Origin of the sequence: Ruegeria discodermiae (assembly GCF_030758345.1) — a bacterium.
Lineage (GTDB): Bacteria > Pseudomonadota > Alphaproteobacteria > Rhodobacterales > Rhodobacteraceae > Ruegeria_C.
In genome coordinates, this window is the sequence record NZ_JAVAMO010000001.1 from 83,619 (window position 1) to 105,720 (window position 22,102).

Genomic DNA, 22,102 nt, shown 5'->3' on the forward strand with positions numbered 1-22,102 from the left:
CCATGTCAGAGCGCCATTTCGATCACCATCCCGTCATAGGCGGGGGTGATATGATCAGGGGTTTCAGCATCGACGGTGTCATAGTCCAGGTCGATATGCATGTTGGTCAGGATGGCGCGTTTGGGCTCAGCCCGCGCGATCCATTCCAGCGAGCGTTCCAGATGGGCATGGGTCGGGTGCGGGTTACGGCGCAGGGCGTCCAGCACCCAGATATCCAGATCACGCACCGCGTCCCAGGCCTCCTCCGTCATCTCCGAGACATCGGGCAGGTAGGCGAGCCCATTGATGCGGAACCCCAGCGCGTCGATACTGCCATGGCCAACCTGAAAGGGCTGGAAAGGGATCGGGCCGCCGGGGCCGTTAATCTCGAACGCGCCATCGATGGTCTTGAGGTCAAGGATCGGCGGATAGGGGGAGCCTTCGGGCTGCACGAACGCATAGCCAAAGCGGCCGAGCAGGGCGTTCTGTGTATCGCCATCCGCCCAGACTGGCACCCGCACGCGCATGTTGAACACGATCATGCGCAGATCGTCGATCCCGTGCACATGATCGGCATGGGAATGGGTATAGACCACCGCGTCCAGTCGACCGGTGCCGCTGGTCAGCAATTGGTTACGCATATCCGGGGCAGTGTCGATCAGGACGGTCGTGGTGCCCTCGGCCCCGACACGCTCCACCAGCATCGAACAGCGTTGCCGCCTGTTGCGCGGGTTTTCCGGGTCGCAATCCCCCCAGAGGCCGCCCAGCCGCGGCACACCTCCCGACGAACCGCAGCCGAGGATCGTGAAACGCAGCGTGTCACTCATGCAGCGGCCTTGAATTGCGCGGCTTTGGAGAACAAGCGGTCGAAATTTTGCTGCGTCTGCGCGGCGAACGTGGCATAGTCCAGCCCGAACAGTTCAGCCCCGACCCGGGCGGTATGGGCCGTAAAGGCGGGCTCATTGCGTTTGCCGCGATGGGGCGGCGGGGCAAGATAGGGCGCGTCGGTTTCGACAAGGATACGCTCGACCGGGGCGGCGGCGAAAATGTCGCGCAACTCCTGACTTTTGGGAAAGGCGGCGATGCCCGACATCGACAGATAGAAGCCCAGATCCAGCGCTGCGCGTGCCAGTTCTGCAGTAGAGGAAAAGCAATGCATCACGCAGGTATAGGGCGCGTTACGATCTTCTTCGGCCAGAATGCGGGCCATATCGTCATCGGCGGCGCGGGCATGGATGATCAGCGGCAGGCCGGTGCGCTGCGCGGCCTCGATATGGAGGCGCAGCGACTGTTTCTGAAGCTCTGCCGAGTCTGAGGTATAGTGATAATCCAGCCCGGTCTCGCCAATGCCCACGAATTTCGGATGCCCCGAGAGCGCAACCAGTTGGTCAACCGTGACCATCGGTTCCTCGGCGACGCTCATCGGATGGGTGCCTGCGGCGTAGAAAACCGGCGCATGGGCCTCGGCAATGGCGCGCGCATTGGGCTCGTTGCGCAGCTTGGTGCAGATCGTCACCATACGCGTCACGCCCGCCTCGGCGGCGCGGGCGACAAATTCGGGCAGCTTGCCCTCGAAATCGGGAAAATCGAGGTGGCAATGGCTGTCGGTAATCTGAGGGATTGTGCTGTCGTTCATCCGGTCTGGCCAACGGTTTCCTGCATCTTGAAAACCGTATCTAGGACAAGCGCGGCGGGGTCAAGGTTGACCGCCTGACCATGTCGTGCGCGGGCGGAAACCGTTGCCGCCGTTTGGGCCCAGGCGCGCCCAGCGTGCGGCGAGGCGGCAAGCCGGGCCAGCACCTGTGCCTCGCCAGTGGCGGCCTCGGGCGCGGGCGGCTGACCGCTGGCGCCGGTGCGGGCCAGACGGTTGAGCGCGATATCGATCAGGTTCAGCAGCAGCTCGAACCGCTCTGCCGCGCCGCGCTGCGCGCTGGCCTCGGCCAGTGCAAGGGCGCGCTGACGGTCGAGACGGGGCAGGGTGCCCAGAATGGCGATCAACTCCTCGTAAATGCGCAGCCCATCGAGATTGATCAGTCTCAGCGCCGCACCGACCGAGCCTGCCGCCAGCGCTGCAAGGTGGCCGGCGTCAGAGGGCGCGTCGGCCCCGGCCTGCGTCAATGCGGCCTGCATGTCTTCGGGCGAAAGCGGGTGCAGCCGCAGGGTCCGGCAACGCGAACGGATCGTCGGCAACAGCCGCGAGGGCTGGTGCGAGATAAGCAGCAATGTGGTGCGCGCGGGGGGTTCCTCAAGCATTTTCAGCAGCGCATTGGCGGCGCTGGTGTTCATCTCGTCAGCGCTGTCGACCAACACCACGCGATGCCCGCCATCGGCCGAGGAAAGGCCAAAGAACTTGCCCAGCCTGCGGATGTCATCCACCACGATCTCGCCCCGCAGGCGTTTGTTGTCATTGACCGACCGGTTCACCGAGGCCAGACCAGGTTCCGCCCCGGCCAGAATGCGCCGCGCTACCGGGTGTTCGGGATCAACGGCCAGCGAGGTGGGCGGGAGCGGTGCGCCGAACAGCCCGTCCTCTTCGGCGGGCGGCGTGGCCAAAAGGAACCGCGCGATCTGCCAGGCGAGCGTGGCCTTGCCGACGCCATTTGGTCCGGTCATCAGCCAGGCGTGGTGCAGGCGGGCTGAGTTGAACGCCTCCAGAAACGCCTGCTCGGCCTGCGCATGACCAAAAAGCACCTGCGTCTCGCGCGGATGTGGCGCGCCGGGGGCCTGATCAGGGGAGGGGAGATCGTCGCTCATGGGATGATCTTTACAGGGCTTTCAGCACGATGTCCGCCACATCCTGTGCCACCGCATCCAGATCGCGATTGCCATCGACCACCCGGAAGCGGTCGATATATTCCTGCGACAAATCGAGAAAGCCCTGCCGCATGCGTTTTTGCAGCTCGGGACCGAAATCCTCGAACCGCTCTTCGCTGCCCTGCCGCCCCTTGGCGCGGGCCAGTCCGGTTTCGGGGTCCATGTCGATCAGCAAGGTCAGGTCCGGTTCGCGCCCGATCATCAGGTCATGCAATTGATCCACCAGCGCCCGCAAATCGCCGCGCGAGAGGCCCTGATACATGCGGGTGCTGTCGGCAAAGCGGTCGCAGATCACGATCTGGCCCGCTTCCAGCGCGGGCAGGATGGTGCGTTCCATATGGTCGCGCCGCGCAGCGGTGAACAGCAGGATTTCGGTCTCGGCTGACCATCGGTCGGGATCGCCTTCCAGCACCAGACGGCGGATTTCCTCGGCCCCGGCTGACCCGCCCGGTTCGCGCGTCAGCACCACCTCGCGGCCCTGCACCCGCAGCACATCGGCCAGCCGCCGCGCCTGCGTCGATTTTCCGGAACCGTCGATGCCTTCGAAGGTCAGGAACAGGCCCCGCGCCGTCACGAAGACCCCGCGGGTGCGTTGACAAACTGATCAAACAGCATCAGCCCGGCCGTTTTCAGGCGGACAACGAACCCGCCCAAAGGCACGTCCTGCGCGGCCACGAGCGGGCGGCGAATCTCGGGCAGTTCCTCGGGTTTGATGATCAGTTCCGCCAATTGCTGGCCTTTCTTGATCGGCGCGTTGATTGGCCCGTCATAGACCACCTCGGCGGTGATTTCCTTGTCGCCCAGCACCGGGATCAGCAGGCTCAGATCCTCGCCGGGCACCAGATCTACGGATCCCTGAGCGCCCATCCAGACTTGTGCTTGGGCAACGGCTTCGTCGCCTTCGGCGAGGGTTTTTTCAACGAAGTGGCGAAACGACCAGTTAACGATGGCCTCGGCCTCCTCTGCGCGCTTGGCGGTCGAATCGAGGCCGGTGATGACAAAGATCACCCGGCGATCGCCCTGTTTGGCCGACCCGACCAGACCATAGCCCGCCTCTTGTGTGTGACCCGTTTTCAATCCATCCGCACCGATCCCGAGCTTGAGCAGCGGGTTGCGGTTGTTCTTGTTCGAGGGCGCGCGCCCGTCGAATTCGAACTCCTCCTCAGCAAAGAGCGGGTAATATTCCGGGAAGTCTGTGATCAGCCGGTTTGCCAGCACCGCCAGATCATGTACCGACATCCGGTGCCCGGCGGCGGGCCAGCCGTTGGAATTGGCGAAGTTGGAATTGTCCATGCCGATCTGTTCAGCCCGCCTGTTCATGTAACGGGCAAACCCGGCCTCGGTCCCGTCGGGGCTGAGCGCCTCCGCGATCACCACGCAGGCATCATTGCCCGACAGCACGATGATGCCGCGCAGCAGATCCTCGACCCGGACCCGGTCCTGAGTGTTGAGGAACATGGTCGAGCCGCCATAGCTCATCGCATGTTCGGAGACGGGCAGTCTTTCGTCCAGCGTCAGCCGCCCGTCGCGCAGCGCCTCGAATGCCACATAAAGCGTCATCAGCTTCGACATCGAGGCGGGCGGCAGCGGCTCATCCGCGTTTTTGGACAACAGTACCGTACCGGTGCCCTGATCCAGCACGTAAGCCGCATTGGCAGAGGTGTCGAACGCGCTTGCGGGCAGACCGGCAAGCGCGAGAGTCAGGGCGATGGCAGTGGATCGAAGATGGGCCAGCACGGGTCTGATCTCCTTTATCTTGTCACGATATAGGCGTCTGAAAAGCCGGTCTTCTTGACCTTGTTCAAGAGCGCCGTGCGTTCTGATTTGGTGTCAGCAGGTCCTACGACAACCCGCCAGAATGTCTTGTCGCTTGCGTTTTCTTCAAGAACCGAAGGGGTCATGCCAGCGCTGCGCATCTGGTTGGCGGCGCGGTTGGCATTGGCCTCGACGCTGAAGATCCCGATTTGCACATAAGACGCCCCGGGATTTGCGGCAGGTGCGGCTGCGGCAGCTGTTTCCGGGGCCGCATCGATTGCAGCGGCGGCGCCTGCGATCGGGTCCAGCTCGGTTGCGGTGATCTCTTCGGTGACCTCGACGGTCTCGGCCTCGGTGATGTCTTCTTCGACCACAGGCTCAGGCTCGACCACTTCCTTGCGCAACGCGATCACACTCAGCTCGACCGGAGCGCCAGCCAGCATGCCCAGCGTTTCGGCTGCATCCGAGGAGACCTGCAGGCGCGGGCCGGGAATGTCGCGTTCGCGCCGGAACAGCGCCCCGACAACGGATTTGCCATTGGCGGTGTTGGTGATGACTACCCGTTCCGGGTCGGTTGCATCCGGATGCGCAACCCAGACCCCGCCCAGCGACGGCCGCCCGTCCCAGAGCCCGGCCTCTGAGGCCTCAAATACCTCGGGCGCCTCGACGTCGCGTTCGATGGCTTCGGAACTGCCTCTGGAGGTGGTGGCGCCTGTTTCGGTCTTGTCCTTGGGTTGCAGGAAAGCGGGGCCTTGGCCCTCTTCGCACCCGGCCAGAGCGGCCAGCGACAGCACAAGCAGAGCCGGACCAAAAAGAGGTCTGCGTTTCACGATGGCTCGAACCATGGTCATATTCCTTGCCTGAGTCCGGCCGCCTGAGCGGCCCGGTGCCGGTTATCCGGTCATTCTATGGTCAGGGCACAATCCCCGTTGCGGCGGATCATAGCCTGCGGGTTTGCCCAATGAAAGACCGCAGACCCGACCTCGGCAAGTTTTCCCGCTTTTTGCTTGCGCGTTCTGTCGCGACAATCTAGATCACCAGCCCAGCGGGGAGGTGGCAGAGTGGTCGAATGCGGCGGTCTTGAAAACCGTTGGGCGTGAGAGCGTCCCCAGGGTTCGAATCCCTGTCTCCCCGCCACGATATCAAGCGCTTACGTGTATCTTTCTGATATCCTGCCACCCCATCGAAATTGCGATTTCCGACAATGCTTCCCAGAGTCATGTTCTGATCCCGGAGATTCTGGGCTTGCTTGGCAAGGCGTTCTTGGCTGGCAGCCTTCGAATACTTTTGAACCATTGTTAGGCTTTTGTGACCGGTGATGGCTGCGATTTTCTGGTCCGTGCATCCGGCCTCGGCCAGTTCGCTTGCTGCGCTTCTGGGATACCATTGGATCGTCCAAACGGTGTTGCCCTTGAGGGGCCACTGACGCTCTTCATCTGACACCCACTGAATGTGGTCGTCATCTCGACCGCCGCCATAAAAACCCACTCGTCATGCCAAGCTTGGGCAGTACATAGCCTCCGGACATAAGCTGACATATATGCTCAAACCGCCGAAGTCGGCTTTGTGCGCATTGCGCTCATGGCAAATAGCACCGAGGGCATTGGGCCGAGCTTCGAATAGACCTCCGAACTCTGTAACAAAAGCTCCCTAGTCCTCCAGGTCCGTTAGGACCGTCCGCAAAATCTCAGGAAAATCGCTGTCGCGCAGGTGGTCAACCATGACCATGTTCAACGTTCCGGGTGTGGCGAGGCTGTCGCGGAGCCGTGCAAATCTCTCTTTTTCTTCTGCGTGAATGTCCAGCATACCGGTTACCACACGCCCCACAAATAGCTGCGCCGCCTCCGGGCCGATCCGCTGGCCAAGCCATTCCGTTCCGACGTCGAGGGTTTCGGAAATGGCCGAAACAAGTGTTGTGGCGGCAAAGCAGGCCGAGAGGTCACCCTCGTTGTTGGCTGCAATGATCGTGTTTTCTGGTTCAAAAAGCGCCTTGATATTGCCGTCCTTGGGCCAGACGACAATCGGGCATCCGCCACGTTCGATCAGCTCCATTGGCAACATCAGGGTAATCTGCTCGGATGGTGCACACCAACTGGCCAACTTGTCTCTCGAAATGCCAGCCATGACCGAGATGATCCGATTGTCTTTGCGAAAAGGAAGGCCTTGCACTGCCTCCTTTGCAACGCTCGGCCTAAGGCAAAGAAAAACAGTGTCGGACGCGGCAACCACCTGATCGGCGTCACAGATATGAACATGAGAAAACTCGGATGCCAGTTGTTGCGCAACTTTCTCGTTTCGGAGCGTGACGCTGATCTCGTGGCCCTTGGGGGCAAGATGCCGGACCATAGTGCGGGTCATGTGTCCTGTTCCGATAAAGCCAAGTTTGGCCATGCTGCAATCTCCTGCATGAACGTGATGGTTGGACCTTTTTAGCCGAATTGCCGAGAGATCGTCGCTGTCCAGGTCTTTTCCCCGATCTTTTCGTCTTGCCAGTCTGCGGTGAATGTCCCGGTCAGAACGAAGGAATCTCGATCGCAGTTCACCGACAGGGCCGACGTTATTTCAGCGACGCCATCGGGGCGGGTGTAGCGCGCGCGGTGGAAATACGAGGACTTTGCCGACAGAGGATCGCCGGGCGTGATGCTGTGTTCCGCGCGCGTTTCATAACCGAAGGCAGTTTGCGTTTCGCTACAAAATGTCTCTGCAAAAGGTTGCTCCCAGCTGTTGATCAGGCGACCGTCCTTTGTTGTTTGCTGAGATCGTCGGAGTGGCGGGTCCGAAACGGCGTAATGTGTCTTGACCGCTGGCAGACCAAGAGCGGGGGGCAACTCCTTGGCCAGAGGTTGAGGCTGCCCTTGATAAACAGGCATAATCAGCTTACCGCTGATCAGGATCACATCGTTATCGCTCGCAGCGGGCCAGATCATCGGCCAATAGCATGCAGCAATTGACAGCCGTATCCGGTGCCCCCTTCGAAACGTATATGCCTTGGTGTGAAACGGGATGTTCAAAACTCTTTCGGTCTCTTGCTCGCATGCCTCTGGCGCGTCGAGTTGATCGTTCAACGCCAAGTTTCTGACGCACAGACCGACGCGTGCAGATGTGCCGTCCGGGGCGACATCGTTGACACGCAAAGACACCTGTCCTTGCTTCGAGACTGTTTCGACCAGCAGTTGGGTTGACATTGCGCCGTAGAGCACGAGGTCTGTTTCCAGTGGAGCGGTCTCGAATGTGAGGGACAGCGTGTCATCCTCGTTTTGATCGAGAGGCAGTCCACCATGTCGGCCAAAATACCCCGTATCGCCGGATGCGCGTCCAATGCGCAGGTCCGCCGGTATCGGCAATGCTAGAGAGTTGGGCCCTTCAGTTCGCGCCAAGAGACCATCTGTCAGATACAACATCAGCGGTTGTGTCACCGTGTCCGGTGGGCCTGACTCGATCCACCCTCCACTCCGATAGTCGATGGCGTTGGCGGGCGGATCGTATTCGCGCAACCAGACGCGTAAGCGGGGCCAATCGGGCACGGCTTGGCCAGGTTTCAGCCAGTGATCCCACCACTCCAGCGCAACCTGCTGGAACCCCATAGCCGGACCGGGTTGACCGTGATCCGGGTAGTGATGCCCCCAGGGCCCGACCAATCCCCAGACCAGATCTGGTCGGGCCGAGACAAGCGACATGACTGAATTTGAATACCGATCTGACCAACCGCCTACAGCTAGGATCGGGCGGGACAGATGATCTGCCTGATGGATGACCGACCCGTGCCGCCAGTATCGGCCCCGCGCCTCTTCGCGCACCCAGTGCTCTACCGAGAAACTTAGGTTATCCAGCCTGTCCTGCCATCGTTCTCTCCAATCCTCACCGACATGTGGGGTGGGAGGCGCCCCAAGGATTGCCGGCAGGGTCGCGCCCCATTCAACGGTATCCGTTAACAGGCACCCGCCCTTGTGATGGATGTCGTCTTCGTATCGGTCGTGGGTTGCGCAAACCGCGATAATGGCCTTGAGAGCAGAAGGGGCGTCGATATTGGCTTGCAACGACGCCGTACCGCCCCAGGAGGTGCCAAACATTCCGACATTGCCGTTGCACCATGGCTGAACGGCAATCCACTCGATTACATGTCTCGCGTCGGTAAGCTCGTGCTCCGAGTACATATCAGGCATGTGGCCCTCGCTGTCGCCGGACCCACGCATATCCACCCGCAGGCAGGCATAGCCATGGGATGCGAAATAGGGGTGGTTCCGCTCGTCGCGCGCGCGGACCATGTCGGCCTTGCGATAGGGGATGTATTCGAAGATCGCGGGCACTGCTGCGCCATCGGCCCCCTCCGGCAACCAAAGCCGCGCCGCCAAACGAACATCGTCAGGCATGTCGATCCACAAATGCTCGATTGCGGCGACCGCACATGGTCCTGCTGTTCTGGCATTCTGCAACACATCACCTCGGGCATTTGTGGGTGTGACTGTCTGACGGGCATTCGAACAAATGCCAGGCGGAAAACTCACAATATTTCGATAAAAAAAGAATTTGACTTAAAAATTCTCATAAGGAAAGACTAGAGGCGATCTTTTCTCTCATCTGTGGTGCGTAATATGGCCAACTCAGATACAGTTGTTGCGTTGGACTACAGCCTGTCGTCCCTCGGTGCTGAACTACGCGAGTTGCGCAAGGCACGAGATCTGACGCTGAAGCAACTCAGTCAGATGGCAGGGATGTCGCTTAGCCATCTGTCCGCGATTGAACGTGGCGCTGCAAAGCCTTCGATCGACGTCCTCGATGCCTTGTCCAAGGCCCTTGATGTGACACCCAGCTGGTTCTTTGCCCGCCGCAACGGACGGGGGCCGCTGGAGAAAGCCTATGTGGTGCGTCGCCAGAACCGGCGCGATTTGAACGCGCTCTATGATGAGGAAACAGCGCAGCTGGGCTATCAGGACAGTCTTTTGTCCAGCTCTATCGGAGGCGCGTTCTATATGGGGTTGGCCGTCTATCCGCCGAATTCCGAGACACCAAGCGACCGGATGCAGACCCATGCAGGCGAGACTCACGGGTTTGTTCTGGAAGGGGAGCTTGAGATGCGCCTTGGCGATGAAACAGTGTATCTCAAGACCGGCGACAGCTATAGTTTCGATGCGCGCATTCCGCACCACGCGAGAAACCCTTCTGATCAGGTCTGCAAACTGGTCTGGGCGGTGTCGCCCGTGGTTATCCCCAAAATAGCTGCGACGCGCATCTCCGCGCAAGCGGAGCGGAACGAGAGATGAGCGGCGATCCGCTTCTACAGCCGTATCGGCTGAAGCACCTGACCTTGAAAAATCGGGTCATGACCACGGCGCATGAACCGGCCTATCCCGAAGACGGGATGCCCAAGGATCGCTACCGCATTTATCACGAAACGCGGGCCAAGGCGGGCGTGGCACTGACCATGACCGCCGGATCCGCGACGGTCAGCCGGGACAGCCCGCCGGTCTTCAACAACATCCTTGCCTACAAAGACGAGGTTGTGCCTTGGATGGCGCAATTGGCCGAAGCCTGTCATGCGCATAATTGCGCGGTGATGATCCAGCTCACCCATCTGGGGCGTCGCACCGGCTGGAACAAGGGCGACTGGCTGCCGTCCGTCGCGCCGTCACATAGGCGGGAGCCGGCCCACCGGGCCTTTCCAAAGCAGCTTGAAGATTTCGATATCGCGCGGATCATGGAGGACTATGCCGATGCGGCCGAAAGGATGCAGGCCGCTGGTCTCGACGGGATCGAGCTACAGGCCTACGGTCATCTGATTGACCAGTTCTGGTCTCCGTTCACAAACACGATGGCGCCACCCTATGGCGGCAATCTCGACAACCGTCTGCGCTTCGGCTTCGAGGTCATTGAGGCGATCCGTAAACGGGTCGGCCCGGATTTCATCATGGGAGTGCGCTATACAGCAGACGAAGTGGAACAGGGCGGGATCACAGAGGCCGAAGGGCTGGAGATTGCCCAACGCCTGAAGGCCAGCGGTCAGGTCGATTTTCTCAACGTGATCCGGGGGCGCATTCACACGGATCCGGCGATGACGGATGTGATCCCGGTCCAAGGCATGAAAAGTGCACCTCATCTGGACTTTGCCGGGAAGATTAGGGCGGAAAGCGGCCTTCCGACCTTTCATGCGGCGCGCATTCCCGACGTGGCCACGGCGCGCCATGCCATTTCCGCCGGCCTGCTCGACATGGTCGGGATGACTCGAGCTCATATGGCGGACCCGATGATTGTGAAGAAGATCATCGAAGGTCGCGAGGACGATATCCGCCCCTGCGTCGGCGCGACATACTGTCTGGATCGGATCTATCAGGCGGGCGAAGCGCTCTGCATTCATAACCCCGCCACGGGGCGCGAATTGTCCTTGCCGCATGAGATCCCGAAGGCCGATACATCGGCGCGCGTCGTCGTCGTGGGTGCTGGCCCCGCCGGGTTGGAAGCTGCACGCGTGGCTGCCGAGCGGGGGCATCAGGTGACCGTTTTCGAGGCCGCCTCCGATCCCGGTGGTCAGGTGCGACTGACGGCACAGTCTAAGCGCCGCGCCGAAATGATCGGCATCATCGACTGGCGCATAGCGCAATGTGCCGCGCGGGGCGTCGAGTTCCGCTTCAATGTATTCGCCGAGGTCGATGACGTCGCCTCACTGTCACCCGACGTTGTTATCATCGCGACGGGCGGCCTGCCCGAAGCGACGATCCTTGACCATGGAAACGATCTGGTCATTTCCGCCTGGGACCTGATCTCGGGCGATGTGAAGCCCGCTGCGCGGGTTCTGATCTATGACGATGCAGGCGACCATCCGGCCCTGATGGCGGCAGAGGTGGTGGCGCAGGCGGGCAATCATGTGGAGGTGATGACACGGGACCGCAGTTTTGCGCCCGAGGTTATGGGGATGAACCTGGTGCCCTACATGCGCGCGCTGCAACACAAGGATGTCGTGTTTACGGTCGCCCGGACGCTGCAGCGCGTGACACGGAACGGCAATCGGCTGATGGCGGTGATCGGCACGGATTATTCTGCACATGAGGACAGCCGCGAGTTTGACCAGATCGTCGTCAATCAAGGCACATTACCGCTGGACGATCTCTATTTTGCGCTCAAGCCTCTGTCCTCCAACGGCGGGGATATCGACCAAGCCGCGCTGCTGTCTGGGTCTGGCAAATTGTTTCCAGACAGAAACCCCGATGGTGCGTTCCGTCTTTATCGCATCGGTGACGCCGTCTCGTCACGCAACATTCACGCAGCTATTCACGACGCGCTCCGGCTTGGGCTGCGCTGGTAATGGGTGAGAAAACAGAGGAAAATTTTCTGTTTATAGGAATTTTTCTGATTTTTTCTTTTATTGACTCGATTTGCCGGTAAACTTCCGCAACCCCACATCGAAAGAGGGATTCGTGGAACAGCCAGAGGATCAGGCCCTGCCAAGGGTTTCGCCTGAGGAAAGCATGGAGAGCTTCGGCGCCGAAGTGCGCGAATTGCGCCGTGCCCGGCAAATGACACTTGCGGATCTGGCGCGGGCCAGCGGAGTGTCGGTCAGCCATCTCAGCGCCATAGAGCGCGGCAGCGCGAGCCCCACGTTGAAAAAGATCTCAAAGATCGCTGTTGGCCTTGGCGTACCCGAAGAGTGGTTCTTCAGTCGCAGGCAAGGCAAAGGCCCACTGGAGCGGACTTACGTCGTAAGGCGGGAAAACCGTCGAAACCTCAATTTGCTTTACGGCGAACCTGCGGCCGTTTCAGGCTACTCCGATGCGCTGCTGTCGTCCTCGCTGGGCGGAGCCTTCCACATGGGTGTTTCCGAATACCCTCCGCACAGCGAGAATGTCGCGGATGAGATTTACAGCCGCGACGGCGAACAGCACGGACTTGTTCTTGAGGGCGAACTTGTTCTGACCCTCGAAGACGAGGTGATCACCGTGCGCGCGGGCGACAGCTTTAGTTTTCCGGGCGAGATTTTACATGCGACGCGCAACATGAGCGACAAGCCCGCCCGACTGATCTGGGTGAACTCGCCCGTGATCATTCCGAAATACGCGGTCCACGAAAACAAAGAAGCCCAGCCGGTCAAGGCGCGGACCGCGAACAAAGACCGCACCGGCACATGACATGGCTTCAATCGACATCAGGGAGTTCAAAGTGACATCACCAACCAAAAACGGCCTAAATCGCCGAAGCTTCCTTGCTGCGACCGGTGCCTTTGGCGCGGCGAGCATGGCGTTCCCGCATATGGCCATCAGCCAGGACGGGCGTGTGTTGACCGTGCGGTCCTATTCCGATCTGCAATTGCTGGACCCGGCCTTCCGCCTGTCGCTCCCCGAGGACGACATCATCCGCGAGATCTATGCGCCGCTCATCGAACCGGTGGCAGGAGATGAGTGGGATTGGCGTCCGGTCGCGGTGTCCTCGATCGAGCAGATCGACGATACAACTATCAATTTCACCTTGCTGGAAGGCATGCAGTTCTCGGACGACTATGGAGAAGTCACGGCAGAGGACGTGAAATTCTCTATCGAGCGGATCGCTGACCCGGCCAATGAAAGCCCCTATGCGGGCGATTGGGCCGCGCTCGATTCTGTCGAAGTCACTGGCACCCATACCGGCACGATCAAGCTTAAGAACGCCTTTGTGCCGCTTTGGTCTACGACCTTGCCCACCCCTGCATCCTGCATCGTGTCGAAAAAGGCCGTTGAAGGGGCGGGCGGCAAGCTCGGCACAGAGCCGGTGGCGCAATTTGGCCGCTATATGCTGACCGAATGGGTGCCAAAACAGCGCACGGTTCTGAAACGCAATCCCGACTGGCCAGGCGAACCCGGGCAATTCGATGAGATTCACATCATCCCGATTGAAGATCCAGCCACGGCGGAACGGGGGTTTGAAGCCGGTGATCTGGACTATACGTGGACATCGGTTTCGTCCCTGCCCAGACTTAAGGAAAACCCACCCGTTGGCTCCGTCGTCCTCGAAAAGCCGTCTCTCGCCTATGTCTGGCTTGGTATCAATCAGGACAACGAGGCGCTGCAGGATCCGCGCATCCGGCGTGCGATCCAGCATGCGATCGATCGCGAGATTGTGGTGGACGCCGCCTATTTTGGCGCCGCGTCGGTGGGCAATGGTATTGTGGCCCCCGGCCTTCCCGGGTCACGGGATAGTGTGACCTACGACTACGACCCCGATAAGGCGCGGGCCCTTCTGGCAGAGGCTGGCGCCGAGGGTTTGAGCGTGACGCTCGACATCTTGAACCAGACCGAGCGTCTTACGGCGGCACAGGTCATCCAGGCCAATCTGGCCGATGTCGGTATTACCTGCGAAATCAAACAAAATGACAGCGGCACCTTCTGGTCGCTCGGGTCCAAGGAAGGTGATTATTTCATGGACCTGCAGCTGGTGCTCAGCCGTTTCTCAATGCAGCCCGACCCGTCCTGGGCCACCGTCTGGTTCACGCCGGAACAGGTGGGCGTCTGGAACTGGGAACGCTTTAACAGCGCCGAATACAAGGCCTTGCATGACGAAGGCCTTGTGACCTCGGACCCGGCTGAACGCGACCGCATTTACAAAGAGATGCAGCGCCTAATGGATGAGAGCGGATCTTACGTCTTCCTGACCCATGAAGTGATCGGCGCGATCCACAAGGACGATGTCGAGCCAGGATTGAAACCCAACGGCGAGTCTCTTTTCGCGCAGTTCAAACCGGCCTGATCGGTCGACCGGCGGGCCCATTCGGGCCCGCCTTTTCACGTGCAAGGGTCAGCAACATGCTGAATTACGCCGTCAAACGACTAGGATTGTCCATCGCGATCGTGTCGCTCGCGATGTTCCTGCTTTTCTGCATGATCTATCTCGTCCCGGGTGATCCGGCCTCGGTCGCGCTGGGGCCGCGCGCCACCGATGCGATGAAAGAGGCGCTTCGGGTCAAAATGGGGCTCGACCAGCCCATCTGGGTACAGTTCTGGAATTTCTTCTCGGGCGCCTGGACCGGCGATCTGGGCGAAGAGGTCCTCTCGGGCCGTCCCGTACTCGATGTGGTTTTTGAACAGTTGCCATATACGCTGATCCTGATTGCAGGCGGCATCACTTGGTCGGTGGCTCTGGGCATCCCACTAGGGTGCTGGGCGGCAATCAACCGCGGTAGCTTCGCCGACCGGCTCGTCGGCATCCTGTCGGTGGCAGTGATTGCCGTGCCGTCCTTCGTGGTCGCGATTTATGCGCTTTTGATCTTTGCGGTGACCCTGCAGTGGCTCCCGGCCATCGGCGCGGGCGAACCGGGGGATATCGGTGACCAACTCGTCCACCTGATCTTGCCATCGCTCGCCGTGGGGCTTGGCTGGGTGGGTTATATCGCAAGGATGGTGCGGGCCTCTATGCTCGAAGTGCTGGAAGCAAGCCATATTCGCACTGCACGCGCCTTTGGGTTGCCGGACCGGACAATCACTTACCGTTATGCGCTGACCATTGCCATCCTACCCACCATCACGCTTTTGGGCGTGGGCATTGGGCAGATGCTCTCCTCGGCAGTCTTTGCCGAGATCGTCTTTGCCCGACCGGGTGTGGGCAAGCTTGTCTACGACGCCATCCTGACGCGCAACTTCCCGGTGGTTACGGGGGCCGTGCTGGTCACAACCGTCATCTTCGTTCTGCTCAACCTCGTGGCAGACCTCATCGTAGGAGCATTGGACCCTCGTGTCAGAAGCAGCTTCTAACGCCCCCGTCCCGCAAAGCTCCGAGTGGATGCGCTCGCTCAAGCGGCTTTTGCGCGAACCGCTTGGTGTCTTTGGACTCGCGCTCGTTCTCTTGGTGATCTTTGGTGCGGTATTCGCAGACTTCCTAACTCAATGGGACCCAACCCGGATCAATCCGCGCGTGCGTTTCGAAGGCCCGTCTGGTGAGCATTTGCTGGGCACCGATCAATTGGGCCGCGACCTCTTAGCCCGTGTGCTGCATGGTGGGCGGATCGCGTTATACGTAGCCCTCGTTTCCACCGCAATCTCATTGGCCGTTGGTATCGTGTTGGGGCTTATCGCCGGTTACGGGCCGCGTTGGCTCGACAACCTGATGATCCTCGTTTTCGATGCCATGAAGAGCTTTCCGACCGTGATGCTGGCACTGGCGCTTGTCACGATCACCGGGCCATCGCTGACGGCGGTGATATTGGTCGTGATCCTTGTCAACGTGCCGGGATATGCCCGCATCGTGCGGACACAAACCATTGCAATCAAGACATCTGAATTCGTTACTGCGGCGCAAAGCGCGGGTGCCTCGACCGCGCGCATCTTGCGGGTTCACATTATGCCGAACGTGATTGGGCCGCTGGTTATCCTCGCCTCAATGGATATCCCCGTGGTGATCGCCATTGAGGCGGGCATGAGTTTTCTGGGCCTTGGGGTCCGGCCGCCCACGCCTAGCTGGGGATCGATCCTTAATGACGGGTTTGCGCAAATCCGCGAAACACCCTGGATCGCTATTGCAGGCGGTATCCCGATCATCGTCACCACCCTTGGCTTCACTTTCCTTGGCGAAACACTGCGCGATGTCTTTGACCCACGGCTGAAAGGACGCTGATGAGCACGCTCTCCATTTCTGGCCTGAATGTCTTTTTCTCGACCGAAGACGGCCCCCTGCACGCGTTGAAGGACGTCGCCTTTGAGGTTCCGGAGCGTAAGATCGTCGGGATAGTGGGCGAGAGCGGTTGCGGCAAGTCTACGTTGATCAACGCGATCCTTGGGCTTCTGGCCGACAATGGCGAGGTGCGCAGCGGGCAGATCCTGTTCGAAGGCTCACACGAGCTGACGCAACTCTCCAAGGTCGAGATGCAAAACCTCCGCGGCCCGCGCATTTCGACGGTGTTCCAAGACCCGATGGGGGCACTCAACCCGGTGCTTTCGGTGGGGCAGCAGATGGTGAACATCCAGTACCGCGACGACGCGTCCAAGGCCCAGAAAGCCGCGCGGGCGGTAGAGATGCTGCAACTTGTACGCATCCCGGATGCCGAAAGCGCGCTGGGACGTTACCCGCACCAGTTCTCGGGTGGCATGAAACAACGCATCGCCATTGCCATGGCACTGATGATGGAGCCTGCGCTGCTCATTGCGGACGAGCCGACCACGGCGCTTGACGCTACGCTTGAGGTGACCACCATCGAACTGCTCAAGGATTTGCAAAAAAAGATCGGCTGCTCGGTCATGTTCATCTCGCACCACCTCGGCGTGATCGCCGAACTGTGCGACGACGTGGTGGTGATGTATGCAGGCGAAGTTGTCGAACGCGGCACCGTCCGTGACGTTTTCCATGCGCCCGGGCACCCTTATACGCGCCGTCTTCTGGAATGCGATCCGGCGCGACAGACGGAACGGACCCGCATCCTGCCGACGATACCGGGTGAAATCCCGGATCTGCGCGCGCGGCCCCAAGGGTGCGTCTTCGCAGCCCGCTGTTTGCAACAACACCTGGGCTGTGATCAGCCTCAGGTGGAGCAAAACCTGGGCCACGATCACGCCGCGCGGTGCAACCTTGCCGACGAGGTTTCGAACCAGGAGGTCAGCGCATGACCGATGCCCCGATCCTTTCGGTCGATGACGTGCAGGTCGCCTTTCCGGTCGGGGGGCTTATGAAACGCAGCGCCATTCTGGGCGTGGCCGGTGTCAGCTTTTCCGTGCGTCCGGGCGAGACCTTTGCCCTTGTCGGCGAAAGCGGGTCGGGCAAAACCACGCTGGCGCGGGCGATCAACGGGCTGCAGGCCATCTCCAGAGGGACAATTACATTTGACGGTGACCGCATAGACAATCTCAACAAGGCCCAGATGAAAGCTGTACGCAAGCGGATGTCGATGATGTTTCAGGATCCTGTTGGCTCCCTCTCGCCCCGCATGACCGTTGGCGACTTGGTGACGGAGCCCTTCCGGATCCACGGCGCGGAGGGTCGAGATTTGCGCGCCGAGGCCGCCAGGTTGTTGACCCTTGTGGGTCTGCCGGCAGATTTTGCAACGCGATATCCGCATCAGCTTTCAGGGGGCCAGGCACGCCGGGTCGGTGTTGCACGGGCCATTGCGCTTGACCCTGCGTTGATCATTGCAGATGAGCCAACGGCGGGGCTTGATGTGTCGGTGCAGGGTGAGGTTCTCAACCTTTTGAACGACCTGCGCGAGCGCTTGGGGCTGGCGATGGTGATCATTACTCACAACCTTCATGTGGTGCATCACGTCGCGGACCGGACGGCGGTGATGTATCTTGGCCGCTTTGTCGAGATCGGTGAGACGGAAGAGATGTTCGCCAACCCGCACCATCCCTATACCGCAGCCCTCCTTTCGGCCAATCCCGAACCAGACCCGGACAAGGTGCATGATCGTATCACGCTGCCCGCCGAAGTGCCGTCGCTGCTGGCGCGCCCTGAGGGCTGCGAGTTTCACACGCGCTGCCCCTGGGGAAAGGAGAAATGCCGCGTCGAGGCGCCACCGCCGGGCGATGTTGCCTGCCATTTCCCGCTGGAACCCGGAGCCGATCCGCCGATCACGGAACCTGCCCTATGACCGAGATTATCGAAACCATCTGGATACCGATGCCGGACGGAACAAAGCTTGCCGCCCGACTCTGGCTGCCCGACGGCGCGCGGGGCACGCCTGTGCCGTGCATCCTCGAATACATCCCATATCGCCGCCGCGACCGGACGCGCATGCGCGACGAAAGCATGCACCCGCTCTTTGCCGATGCGGGCTACGCCTCGATCCGCGTCGACATCCGCGGCTATGGCGACAGCGATGGCCTGGCCGAGGACGAGTATTCGCATCAGGAGATGCAGGACGGCGTTGACGTCATCGCCTGGATTGCCGAGCAGGTTTGGTGCGATGGCAATGTGGGGATGTTCGGCAAGAGCTGGGGTGCGTATAATTCTTTTCAGGTGGCATCGCTGCGCCCGCCCGCCTTGAAAGCGATCATCCCTGTCATGGGCTGCGATGACCGCTGGCGCGAAGACATCCATTTCTACGGCGGTTGCCTGGCCAATGATAATTTCTGGTGGGGCTCGATCATGCAGCTCTACAACGCCATGCCCCCCGATCCCCAGATCGTAGGAGAGGACCGCTGGCTGGAGATGTGGAAAGAACGACTGGAAGGCGCGCAATTCTGGCCCGCCATGTGGCTCGAACACCAGACCCATGACGAGATGTGGCGTCGCGGCTCGATTTGCGAAAACTATGACGACGTGCAGGTGCCAGTCTATTTCTTTGGCGGCTGGGCGGATCTGTTCCGGGACACGCCATTCCGCATCGCAGAGCACCTCAACGGCCCCGTCAAGATCATGATGGGCCCTTGGGCGCATCTTTATCCGCATGAGGGCATCCCCGGCCCTCGCGCCGATTTCGTGGGCGAGGCAATCCGGTTCTGGGATCACTGGCTGAAAGGCATCGATACGGGGCTGATGGATGAGCCCCCGTTGCGGTTTTTCATGCAAGAAAGCGTGCGGCCCTCGGGCAGCCATTCGCAACGCGAAGGACGGTGGATCGAGGAGGCCGGCTGGCCCTCGTCGAATGTGAACCTTCAGAGGCTGTGGCTGAACGAGGGGGTTCTGGGCCACGAACCGCTTGAAGGCGCTGAGATGTCGGTGTGTTCGCCGCAGACATTCGGAGCGGCCGGAGGCGACATGTGTTCTTTCGCGATCCCCGGTGACATGCCTGTGGACTGCCGCATAGATGCAGGCGGCGCGCTTTCGTTCCGTGGACCCGCGCTAGATGTACCTCTCGACATTCTGGGCCAGCCCAGCATCTCTTTGCAGATCAGCGCGGATCAGAAACAGGGTTTTGTGGCGGTGCTGCTGGTGGACGAGGCCCCGGATGGGGCGCAGACACTGATCACCCGAGGGTTCGCCAATCTGACCCACCGCATCGGCGACACAACCCCCGAACCGGTCATCCCCGGCGAGATCATGGAGGTGACCGTCCCGCTGCACGGTATCGGATACCGGGTGCTAAAAGGCCACCGGCTGGTCGTACAGGTGGGCTCCACCTATTGGCCTATCCTGTGGCCCGCACCCGCACCAGTAAGATTGACACTTCGCGCCGGCACCTCCGCGCTGCATCTGCCGCTGCGAGAAAACACTGCTGAGGCACCCGCCCCCCACGCGCCGCCGATCCGCGAGATCAAGCGCCCCGTCACTCGCGTCCGCGACGGGTCGATGGAACGCTCCGTCCATACTGACCTGACGACCGGAGAGGTGATGCATCGATTTTACCTTGATGGTGGTGTCTTTGGACCTATCGGCGACATGCGGCTCGATGATATTGGCACGGTGCTGAGCGACGTCTCTGATCGTCGCTATTCCATCCATGCCGATGACCCGCTGTCGGCGCGCGCCACGATGGAACAGACAGCGAGCTTTTCACGAGAGGACTGGCATGCGAAAATCCACTGCTTTGCGGAACAGACCGCGACGGAGACAGAGTTCCACCTGCTCTCGCGTATCTCTTGTTGGTCGGGCGATGCGCTGATCTTTGAGCGTGAAGAGACCCACGCAATTCCTAGAAACGGCATGTGATGGAACCCATCGCGGTTAAGACAGACTTTCCACGCAAAGTGCGCGAGATCGAGAACACCTGGATTCCGATGCCCGAGGGAACGCGCCTTGCTGCCCGCATCTGGTTGCCGGAGGATGCCGAAGACGATCCGGTGCCCGCGATCCTCGAATACCTGCCGTATCGCAAACGCGACGGGACGGTCGAGCGCGATCATCTGACCCATCCTTATTTTGCCGGTCACGGTTATGCCGGAGTGCGCGTCGATATGCGCGGCACGGGTGATAGCGAAGGGATTTGTCTGGGCGAGTATCTGCGTCAAGAGCAGGACGATGCGCTGGCGGTGATCGACTGGTTGGCGGCCCAGCCCTGGTGTTCGGGCAAGGTCGGCATGATCGGCATTAGTTGGGGCGGGTTCAACGGGCTGCAGGTGGCCGCCCGCCAACCGAAGGCGCTCGGTGCAGTGATCTCGCTGTGTTCCACAGATGACCGCTATGCCGATGACATTCACTTCATGGGCGGCGCGATGCTAACCGACAAGCTTGCTTGGGGCGCCACAGCTTTTTCCATCTGTAACACGCCCCCTGATCCAGCGCTTGTTGGCGATCGCTGGCGTGATCTGTGGCTGGAGCGGCTGAACAATAACGGGCTGTGGTTCCTTGACTGGATGCGCCACCAGCGCCGCGACGCGCTCTACACGCATGGGTCGATCTGCGAAGACTACGCCGCGGTGCAGGTGCCGGTCTATGCCGTTGGTGGCTATGCAGACGGATACACCAACCCGATCTTTCGCATGATGCAGAACCTGTCATGCCCGCGTAAGGCGCTTGTGGGTCCTTGGGCGCACAAGTACCCGCATTTCGCCACACCGGGGCCCCGCATCGGCTTCCTTCAGGAATGCCTGCGCTGGTGGGATCAGCACCTGAAAGGCATCGAGACGGGCATAATGGACGAACCGATGATCCGCGCCTGGATGCAGGAGCCGGTGCCGCCCAACCCTGCCTCGACAGAACGACCGGGGCGCTGGATTTCCGCGCCCGGTTGGCCATCGCCCGTGTCGCGGGAGTATGTGCTGCATGTCTCGCCCGATGGGCTCGGCGGTACGCCTTCCGACGATCCAATCACAATCGCCTGCGACGAAACCGCCGGCCGCGCGGCGCCCAGCTGGTGCATGTATGGCACCGATCCCGATGGCCCGCTGGATCAGAACCGCGAAGCAGGGCACATGGTCTTTTTCGAGACCGAGCCGTTGCGCGAAGATCTGGAGATCTTTGGCTTCCCCATGATGCATGTCCGCGCAGCCAGCGACGTGCCGCAGGCGAACCTTGCGTCGGTTCTTTCGCTGGTGGCGCCGGACGGGCCTGCGACGCTGATCAGTTTCGGCGTGCTGAACCTTACACATCGGGACAGCCACGCACATCCGGAGGCCTTGCCGATCGGGGAGCCCATAGACGCCACCGTGCAACTCAATGTCATCGGTCAGCGCATTCCGGCGGGGTATCGCCTCCGGCTTGCCTTGTCGCAGGCTTACTGGCCGATGATTTTCCCCTCTCAAAACAAGGCGCGGCTCGTCCTGACAAAGGCGAGCCTGGTGTTGCCAACGCATGATCCGACGCAAGATGGCCCGACCCTGGCCGATTTTGGCCCGCCGGAAGGTGCCACCCCGTTGCAAACGGAAGTTCTGAGCGACGGCGAAAGCTACCGTTTGAGCAAGCTCGATTATGCAAGCGGTATTGAAACCTATATGCGTGGCGGTGACACCGGCGTGCTTAGGCATCTGCATACGGGCATTCAGGTGCAGTCCCGGAATGAAGACAGGTTCGACATTCATCCCGACGATCCAAATACAGCGAAAGCCAATGGCAATTGGCACGTGAGCTATCATCGCGGTGACTGGCACGCCGAGGTTGAAAGTTACGTCTCGGTCGAAGCGCTTTGCGATGTCTGGCGCATCACTGCGCAATTGATCGCGAAAGATGCAACTGGCGAGGTCGTGACCCGCGAGTGGCAAGAAGACATCCCTCGCGACCACGTTTAAGGAGTTAA

The 22,102-nt window shown here is 60.6% G+C and carries 18 protein-coding genes and 1 tRNA gene; 11 read left to right on the forward strand and 8 right to left on the reverse strand.

Features of this window, described 5'->3' with window-relative positions; genetic code table 11:
- Nucleotides 1-5: 5 nt before the first annotated feature.
- From Q5Y75_RS00445 to Q5Y75_RS00470, 6 genes are read right to left on the reverse strand one after another with little or no spacing between them, the layout of a single operon-like run.
- The gene (locus Q5Y75_RS00445) at nt 6-806 is read right to left on the reverse strand and encodes an MBL fold metallo-hydrolase (protein ID WP_306193381.1); all 801 of its coding nucleotides are present in this window, start codon (nt 804-806) and stop codon (nt 6-8) included.
- Nucleotides 803-1,615 carry a TatD family hydrolase gene (locus tag Q5Y75_RS00450; RefSeq protein ID WP_306193382.1) on the reverse strand — a complete coding sequence of 271 codons (813 nt, stop codon included), beginning with the start codon at nt 1,613-1,615 and terminating at the stop codon, nt 803-805. The genes Q5Y75_RS00445 and Q5Y75_RS00450 overlap by 4 nt, the downstream gene beginning before the upstream one ends.
- Nucleotides 1,612-2,733 carry a DNA polymerase III subunit delta' gene (locus Q5Y75_RS00455; RefSeq protein WP_306193383.1) on the reverse strand — a complete coding sequence of 374 codons (1,122 nt, stop codon included), beginning with the start codon at nt 2,731-2,733 and terminating at the stop codon, nt 1,612-1,614. The genes Q5Y75_RS00450 and Q5Y75_RS00455 overlap by 4 nt, the downstream gene beginning before the upstream one ends.
- Before the next feature lie 10 nt (nt 2,734-2,743).
- Nucleotides 2,744-3,367, reverse strand: coding sequence for a dTMP kinase (gene tmk / locus Q5Y75_RS00460; RefSeq protein WP_306193384.1), 624 nt, complete (start codon nt 3,365-3,367; stop codon nt 2,744-2,746).
- Nucleotides 3,364-4,530, reverse strand: a complete 1,167-nt coding sequence (locus Q5Y75_RS00465) for a D-alanyl-D-alanine carboxypeptidase family protein (protein WP_306193385.1) — start codon at nt 4,528-4,530, stop codon at nt 3,364-3,366. The genes tmk and Q5Y75_RS00465 overlap by 4 nt, the downstream gene beginning before the upstream one ends.
- A 14-nt stretch (nt 4,531-4,544) precedes the next feature.
- Nucleotides 4,545-5,393 carry an SPOR domain-containing protein gene (locus tag Q5Y75_RS00470; RefSeq protein ID WP_306193386.1) on the reverse strand — a complete coding sequence of 283 codons (849 nt, stop codon included), beginning with the start codon at nt 5,391-5,393 and terminating at the stop codon, nt 4,545-4,547.
- Nucleotides 5,394-5,595: 202 nt separating this feature from the next.
- On the opposite strand from Q5Y75_RS00470, the gene Q5Y75_RS00475 reads away from it, so the two are divergent.
- A tRNA-Ser gene (locus tag Q5Y75_RS00475) sits at nt 5,596-5,685 on the forward strand.
- A 513-nt stretch (nt 5,686-6,198) separates the two neighbouring features.
- Here the strand turns inward: Q5Y75_RS00475 and Q5Y75_RS00480 are convergent.
- Together Q5Y75_RS00480 and Q5Y75_RS00485 are read right to left on the reverse strand one after the other, a co-directional pair.
- Nucleotides 6,199-6,939: an NAD(P)-binding domain-containing protein gene (locus tag Q5Y75_RS00480; protein WP_306193387.1), complete on the reverse strand. Its 741-nt coding sequence runs from the start codon at nt 6,937-6,939 to the stop codon at nt 6,199-6,201.
- A 38-nt stretch (nt 6,940-6,977) separates the two neighbouring features.
- The gene (locus Q5Y75_RS00485; RefSeq protein ID WP_306193388.1) at nt 6,978-8,918 is read right to left on the reverse strand and encodes a CocE/NonD family hydrolase; all 1,941 of its coding nucleotides are present in this window, start codon (nt 8,916-8,918) and stop codon (nt 6,978-6,980) included.
- A 222-nt stretch (nt 8,919-9,140) separates the two neighbouring features.
- On the opposite strand from Q5Y75_RS00485, the gene Q5Y75_RS00490 reads away from it, so the two are divergent.
- From Q5Y75_RS00490 to Q5Y75_RS00535, 10 genes are all read left to right on the forward strand, one after another.
- Nucleotides 9,141-9,809, forward strand: a complete 669-nt coding sequence (locus Q5Y75_RS00490) for a helix-turn-helix domain-containing protein (protein ID WP_306193389.1) — start codon at nt 9,141-9,143, stop codon at nt 9,807-9,809.
- A complete protein-coding gene (locus tag Q5Y75_RS00495; RefSeq protein WP_306193390.1) occupies nt 9,806-11,845 on the forward strand; it encodes an NADH:flavin oxidoreductase in 2,040 nt (679 codons plus the stop codon). Before Q5Y75_RS00490 ends, Q5Y75_RS00495 begins: the two co-directional genes overlap by 4 nt.
- Before the next feature lie 112 nt (nt 11,846-11,957).
- Entirely contained in the window at nt 11,958-12,665 is a 708-nt protein-coding gene (locus Q5Y75_RS00500) for a helix-turn-helix domain-containing protein (RefSeq protein WP_306193391.1), read from the forward strand.
- Between the two features lie 31 nt (nt 12,666-12,696).
- The gene (locus Q5Y75_RS00505; RefSeq protein ID WP_306193392.1) at nt 12,697-14,256 is read left to right on the forward strand and encodes an ABC transporter substrate-binding protein; all 1,560 of its coding nucleotides are present in this window, start codon (nt 12,697-12,699) and stop codon (nt 14,254-14,256) included.
- A 56-nt stretch (nt 14,257-14,312) separates the two neighbouring features.
- The gene (locus Q5Y75_RS00510; protein WP_306193393.1) at nt 14,313-15,257 is read left to right on the forward strand and encodes an ABC transporter permease; all 945 of its coding nucleotides are present in this window, start codon (nt 14,313-14,315) and stop codon (nt 15,255-15,257) included.
- The gene (locus tag Q5Y75_RS00515; protein ID WP_306193394.1) at nt 15,238-16,116 is read left to right on the forward strand and encodes an ABC transporter permease; all 879 of its coding nucleotides are present in this window, start codon (nt 15,238-15,240) and stop codon (nt 16,114-16,116) included. Before Q5Y75_RS00510 ends, Q5Y75_RS00515 begins: the two co-directional genes overlap by 20 nt.
- Complete coding sequence (locus Q5Y75_RS00520; RefSeq protein WP_306193395.1) at nt 16,116-17,102, forward strand: ABC transporter ATP-binding protein; 987 nt, start codon at nt 16,116-16,118, stop codon at nt 17,100-17,102. Before Q5Y75_RS00515 ends, Q5Y75_RS00520 begins: the two co-directional genes overlap by 1 nt.
- Nucleotides 17,099-18,079, forward strand: a complete 981-nt coding sequence (locus tag Q5Y75_RS00525) for an ABC transporter ATP-binding protein (RefSeq protein WP_306193396.1) — start codon at nt 17,099-17,101, stop codon at nt 18,077-18,079. The genes Q5Y75_RS00520 and Q5Y75_RS00525 overlap by 4 nt, the downstream gene beginning before the upstream one ends.
- Nucleotides 18,076-20,079, forward strand: a complete 2,004-nt coding sequence (locus Q5Y75_RS00530; RefSeq protein ID WP_306193397.1) for a CocE/NonD family hydrolase — start codon at nt 18,076-18,078, stop codon at nt 20,077-20,079. The genes Q5Y75_RS00525 and Q5Y75_RS00530 overlap by 4 nt, the downstream gene beginning before the upstream one ends.
- A complete protein-coding gene (locus Q5Y75_RS00535; RefSeq protein WP_306193398.1) occupies nt 20,079-22,094 on the forward strand; it encodes a CocE/NonD family hydrolase in 2,016 nt (671 codons plus the stop codon). The genes Q5Y75_RS00530 and Q5Y75_RS00535 overlap by 1 nt, the downstream gene beginning before the upstream one ends.
- The last annotated feature ends 8 nt before the right edge of the window (nt 22,095-22,102 follow it).

What these genes read in the sequence shown, in the direction of transcription:
- Q5Y75_RS00445 (WP_306193381.1), bottom strand. Translation starts at nt 806, where the DNA reads ATGAGTGACACGCTGCGTTTCACGATCCTCGGCTGCGGTTCGTCGGGA.
- Q5Y75_RS00450 (WP_306193382.1), bottom strand. Translation starts at nt 1,615, where the DNA reads ATGAACGACAGCACAATCCCTCAGATTACCGACAGCCATTGCCACCTC.
- Q5Y75_RS00455 (WP_306193383.1), bottom strand. Translation starts at nt 2,733, where the DNA reads ATGAGCGACGATCTCCCCTCCCCTGATCAGGCCCCCGGCGCGCCACAT.
- Q5Y75_RS00470 (WP_306193386.1), bottom strand. Translation starts at nt 5,393, where the DNA reads ATGGTTCGAGCCATCGTGAAACGCAGACCTCTTTTTGGTCCGGCTCTG.
- Q5Y75_RS00480 (WP_306193387.1), bottom strand. Translation starts at nt 6,939, where the DNA reads ATGGCCAAACTTGGCTTTATCGGAACAGGACACATGACCCGCACTATG.
- Q5Y75_RS00485 (WP_306193388.1), bottom strand. Translation starts at nt 8,918, where the DNA reads ATGCCTGACGATGTTCGTTTGGCGGCGCGGCTTTGGTTGCCGGAGGGG.
- Q5Y75_RS00490 (WP_306193389.1), top strand. Translation starts at nt 9,141, where the DNA reads ATGGCCAACTCAGATACAGTTGTTGCGTTGGACTACAGCCTGTCGTCC.
- Q5Y75_RS00495 (WP_306193390.1), top strand. Translation starts at nt 9,806, where the DNA reads ATGAGCGGCGATCCGCTTCTACAGCCGTATCGGCTGAAGCACCTGACC.
- Q5Y75_RS00510 (WP_306193393.1), top strand. Translation starts at nt 14,313, where the DNA reads ATGCTGAATTACGCCGTCAAACGACTAGGATTGTCCATCGCGATCGTG.
- Q5Y75_RS00520 (WP_306193395.1), top strand. Translation starts at nt 16,116, where the DNA reads ATGAGCACGCTCTCCATTTCTGGCCTGAATGTCTTTTTCTCGACCGAA.
- Q5Y75_RS00525 (WP_306193396.1), top strand. Translation starts at nt 17,099, where the DNA reads ATGACCGATGCCCCGATCCTTTCGGTCGATGACGTGCAGGTCGCCTTT.
- Q5Y75_RS00530 (WP_306193397.1), top strand. Translation starts at nt 18,076, where the DNA reads ATGACCGAGATTATCGAAACCATCTGGATACCGATGCCGGACGGAACA.
- Q5Y75_RS00535 (WP_306193398.1), top strand. Translation starts at nt 20,079, where the DNA reads ATGGAACCCATCGCGGTTAAGACAGACTTTCCACGCAAAGTGCGCGAG.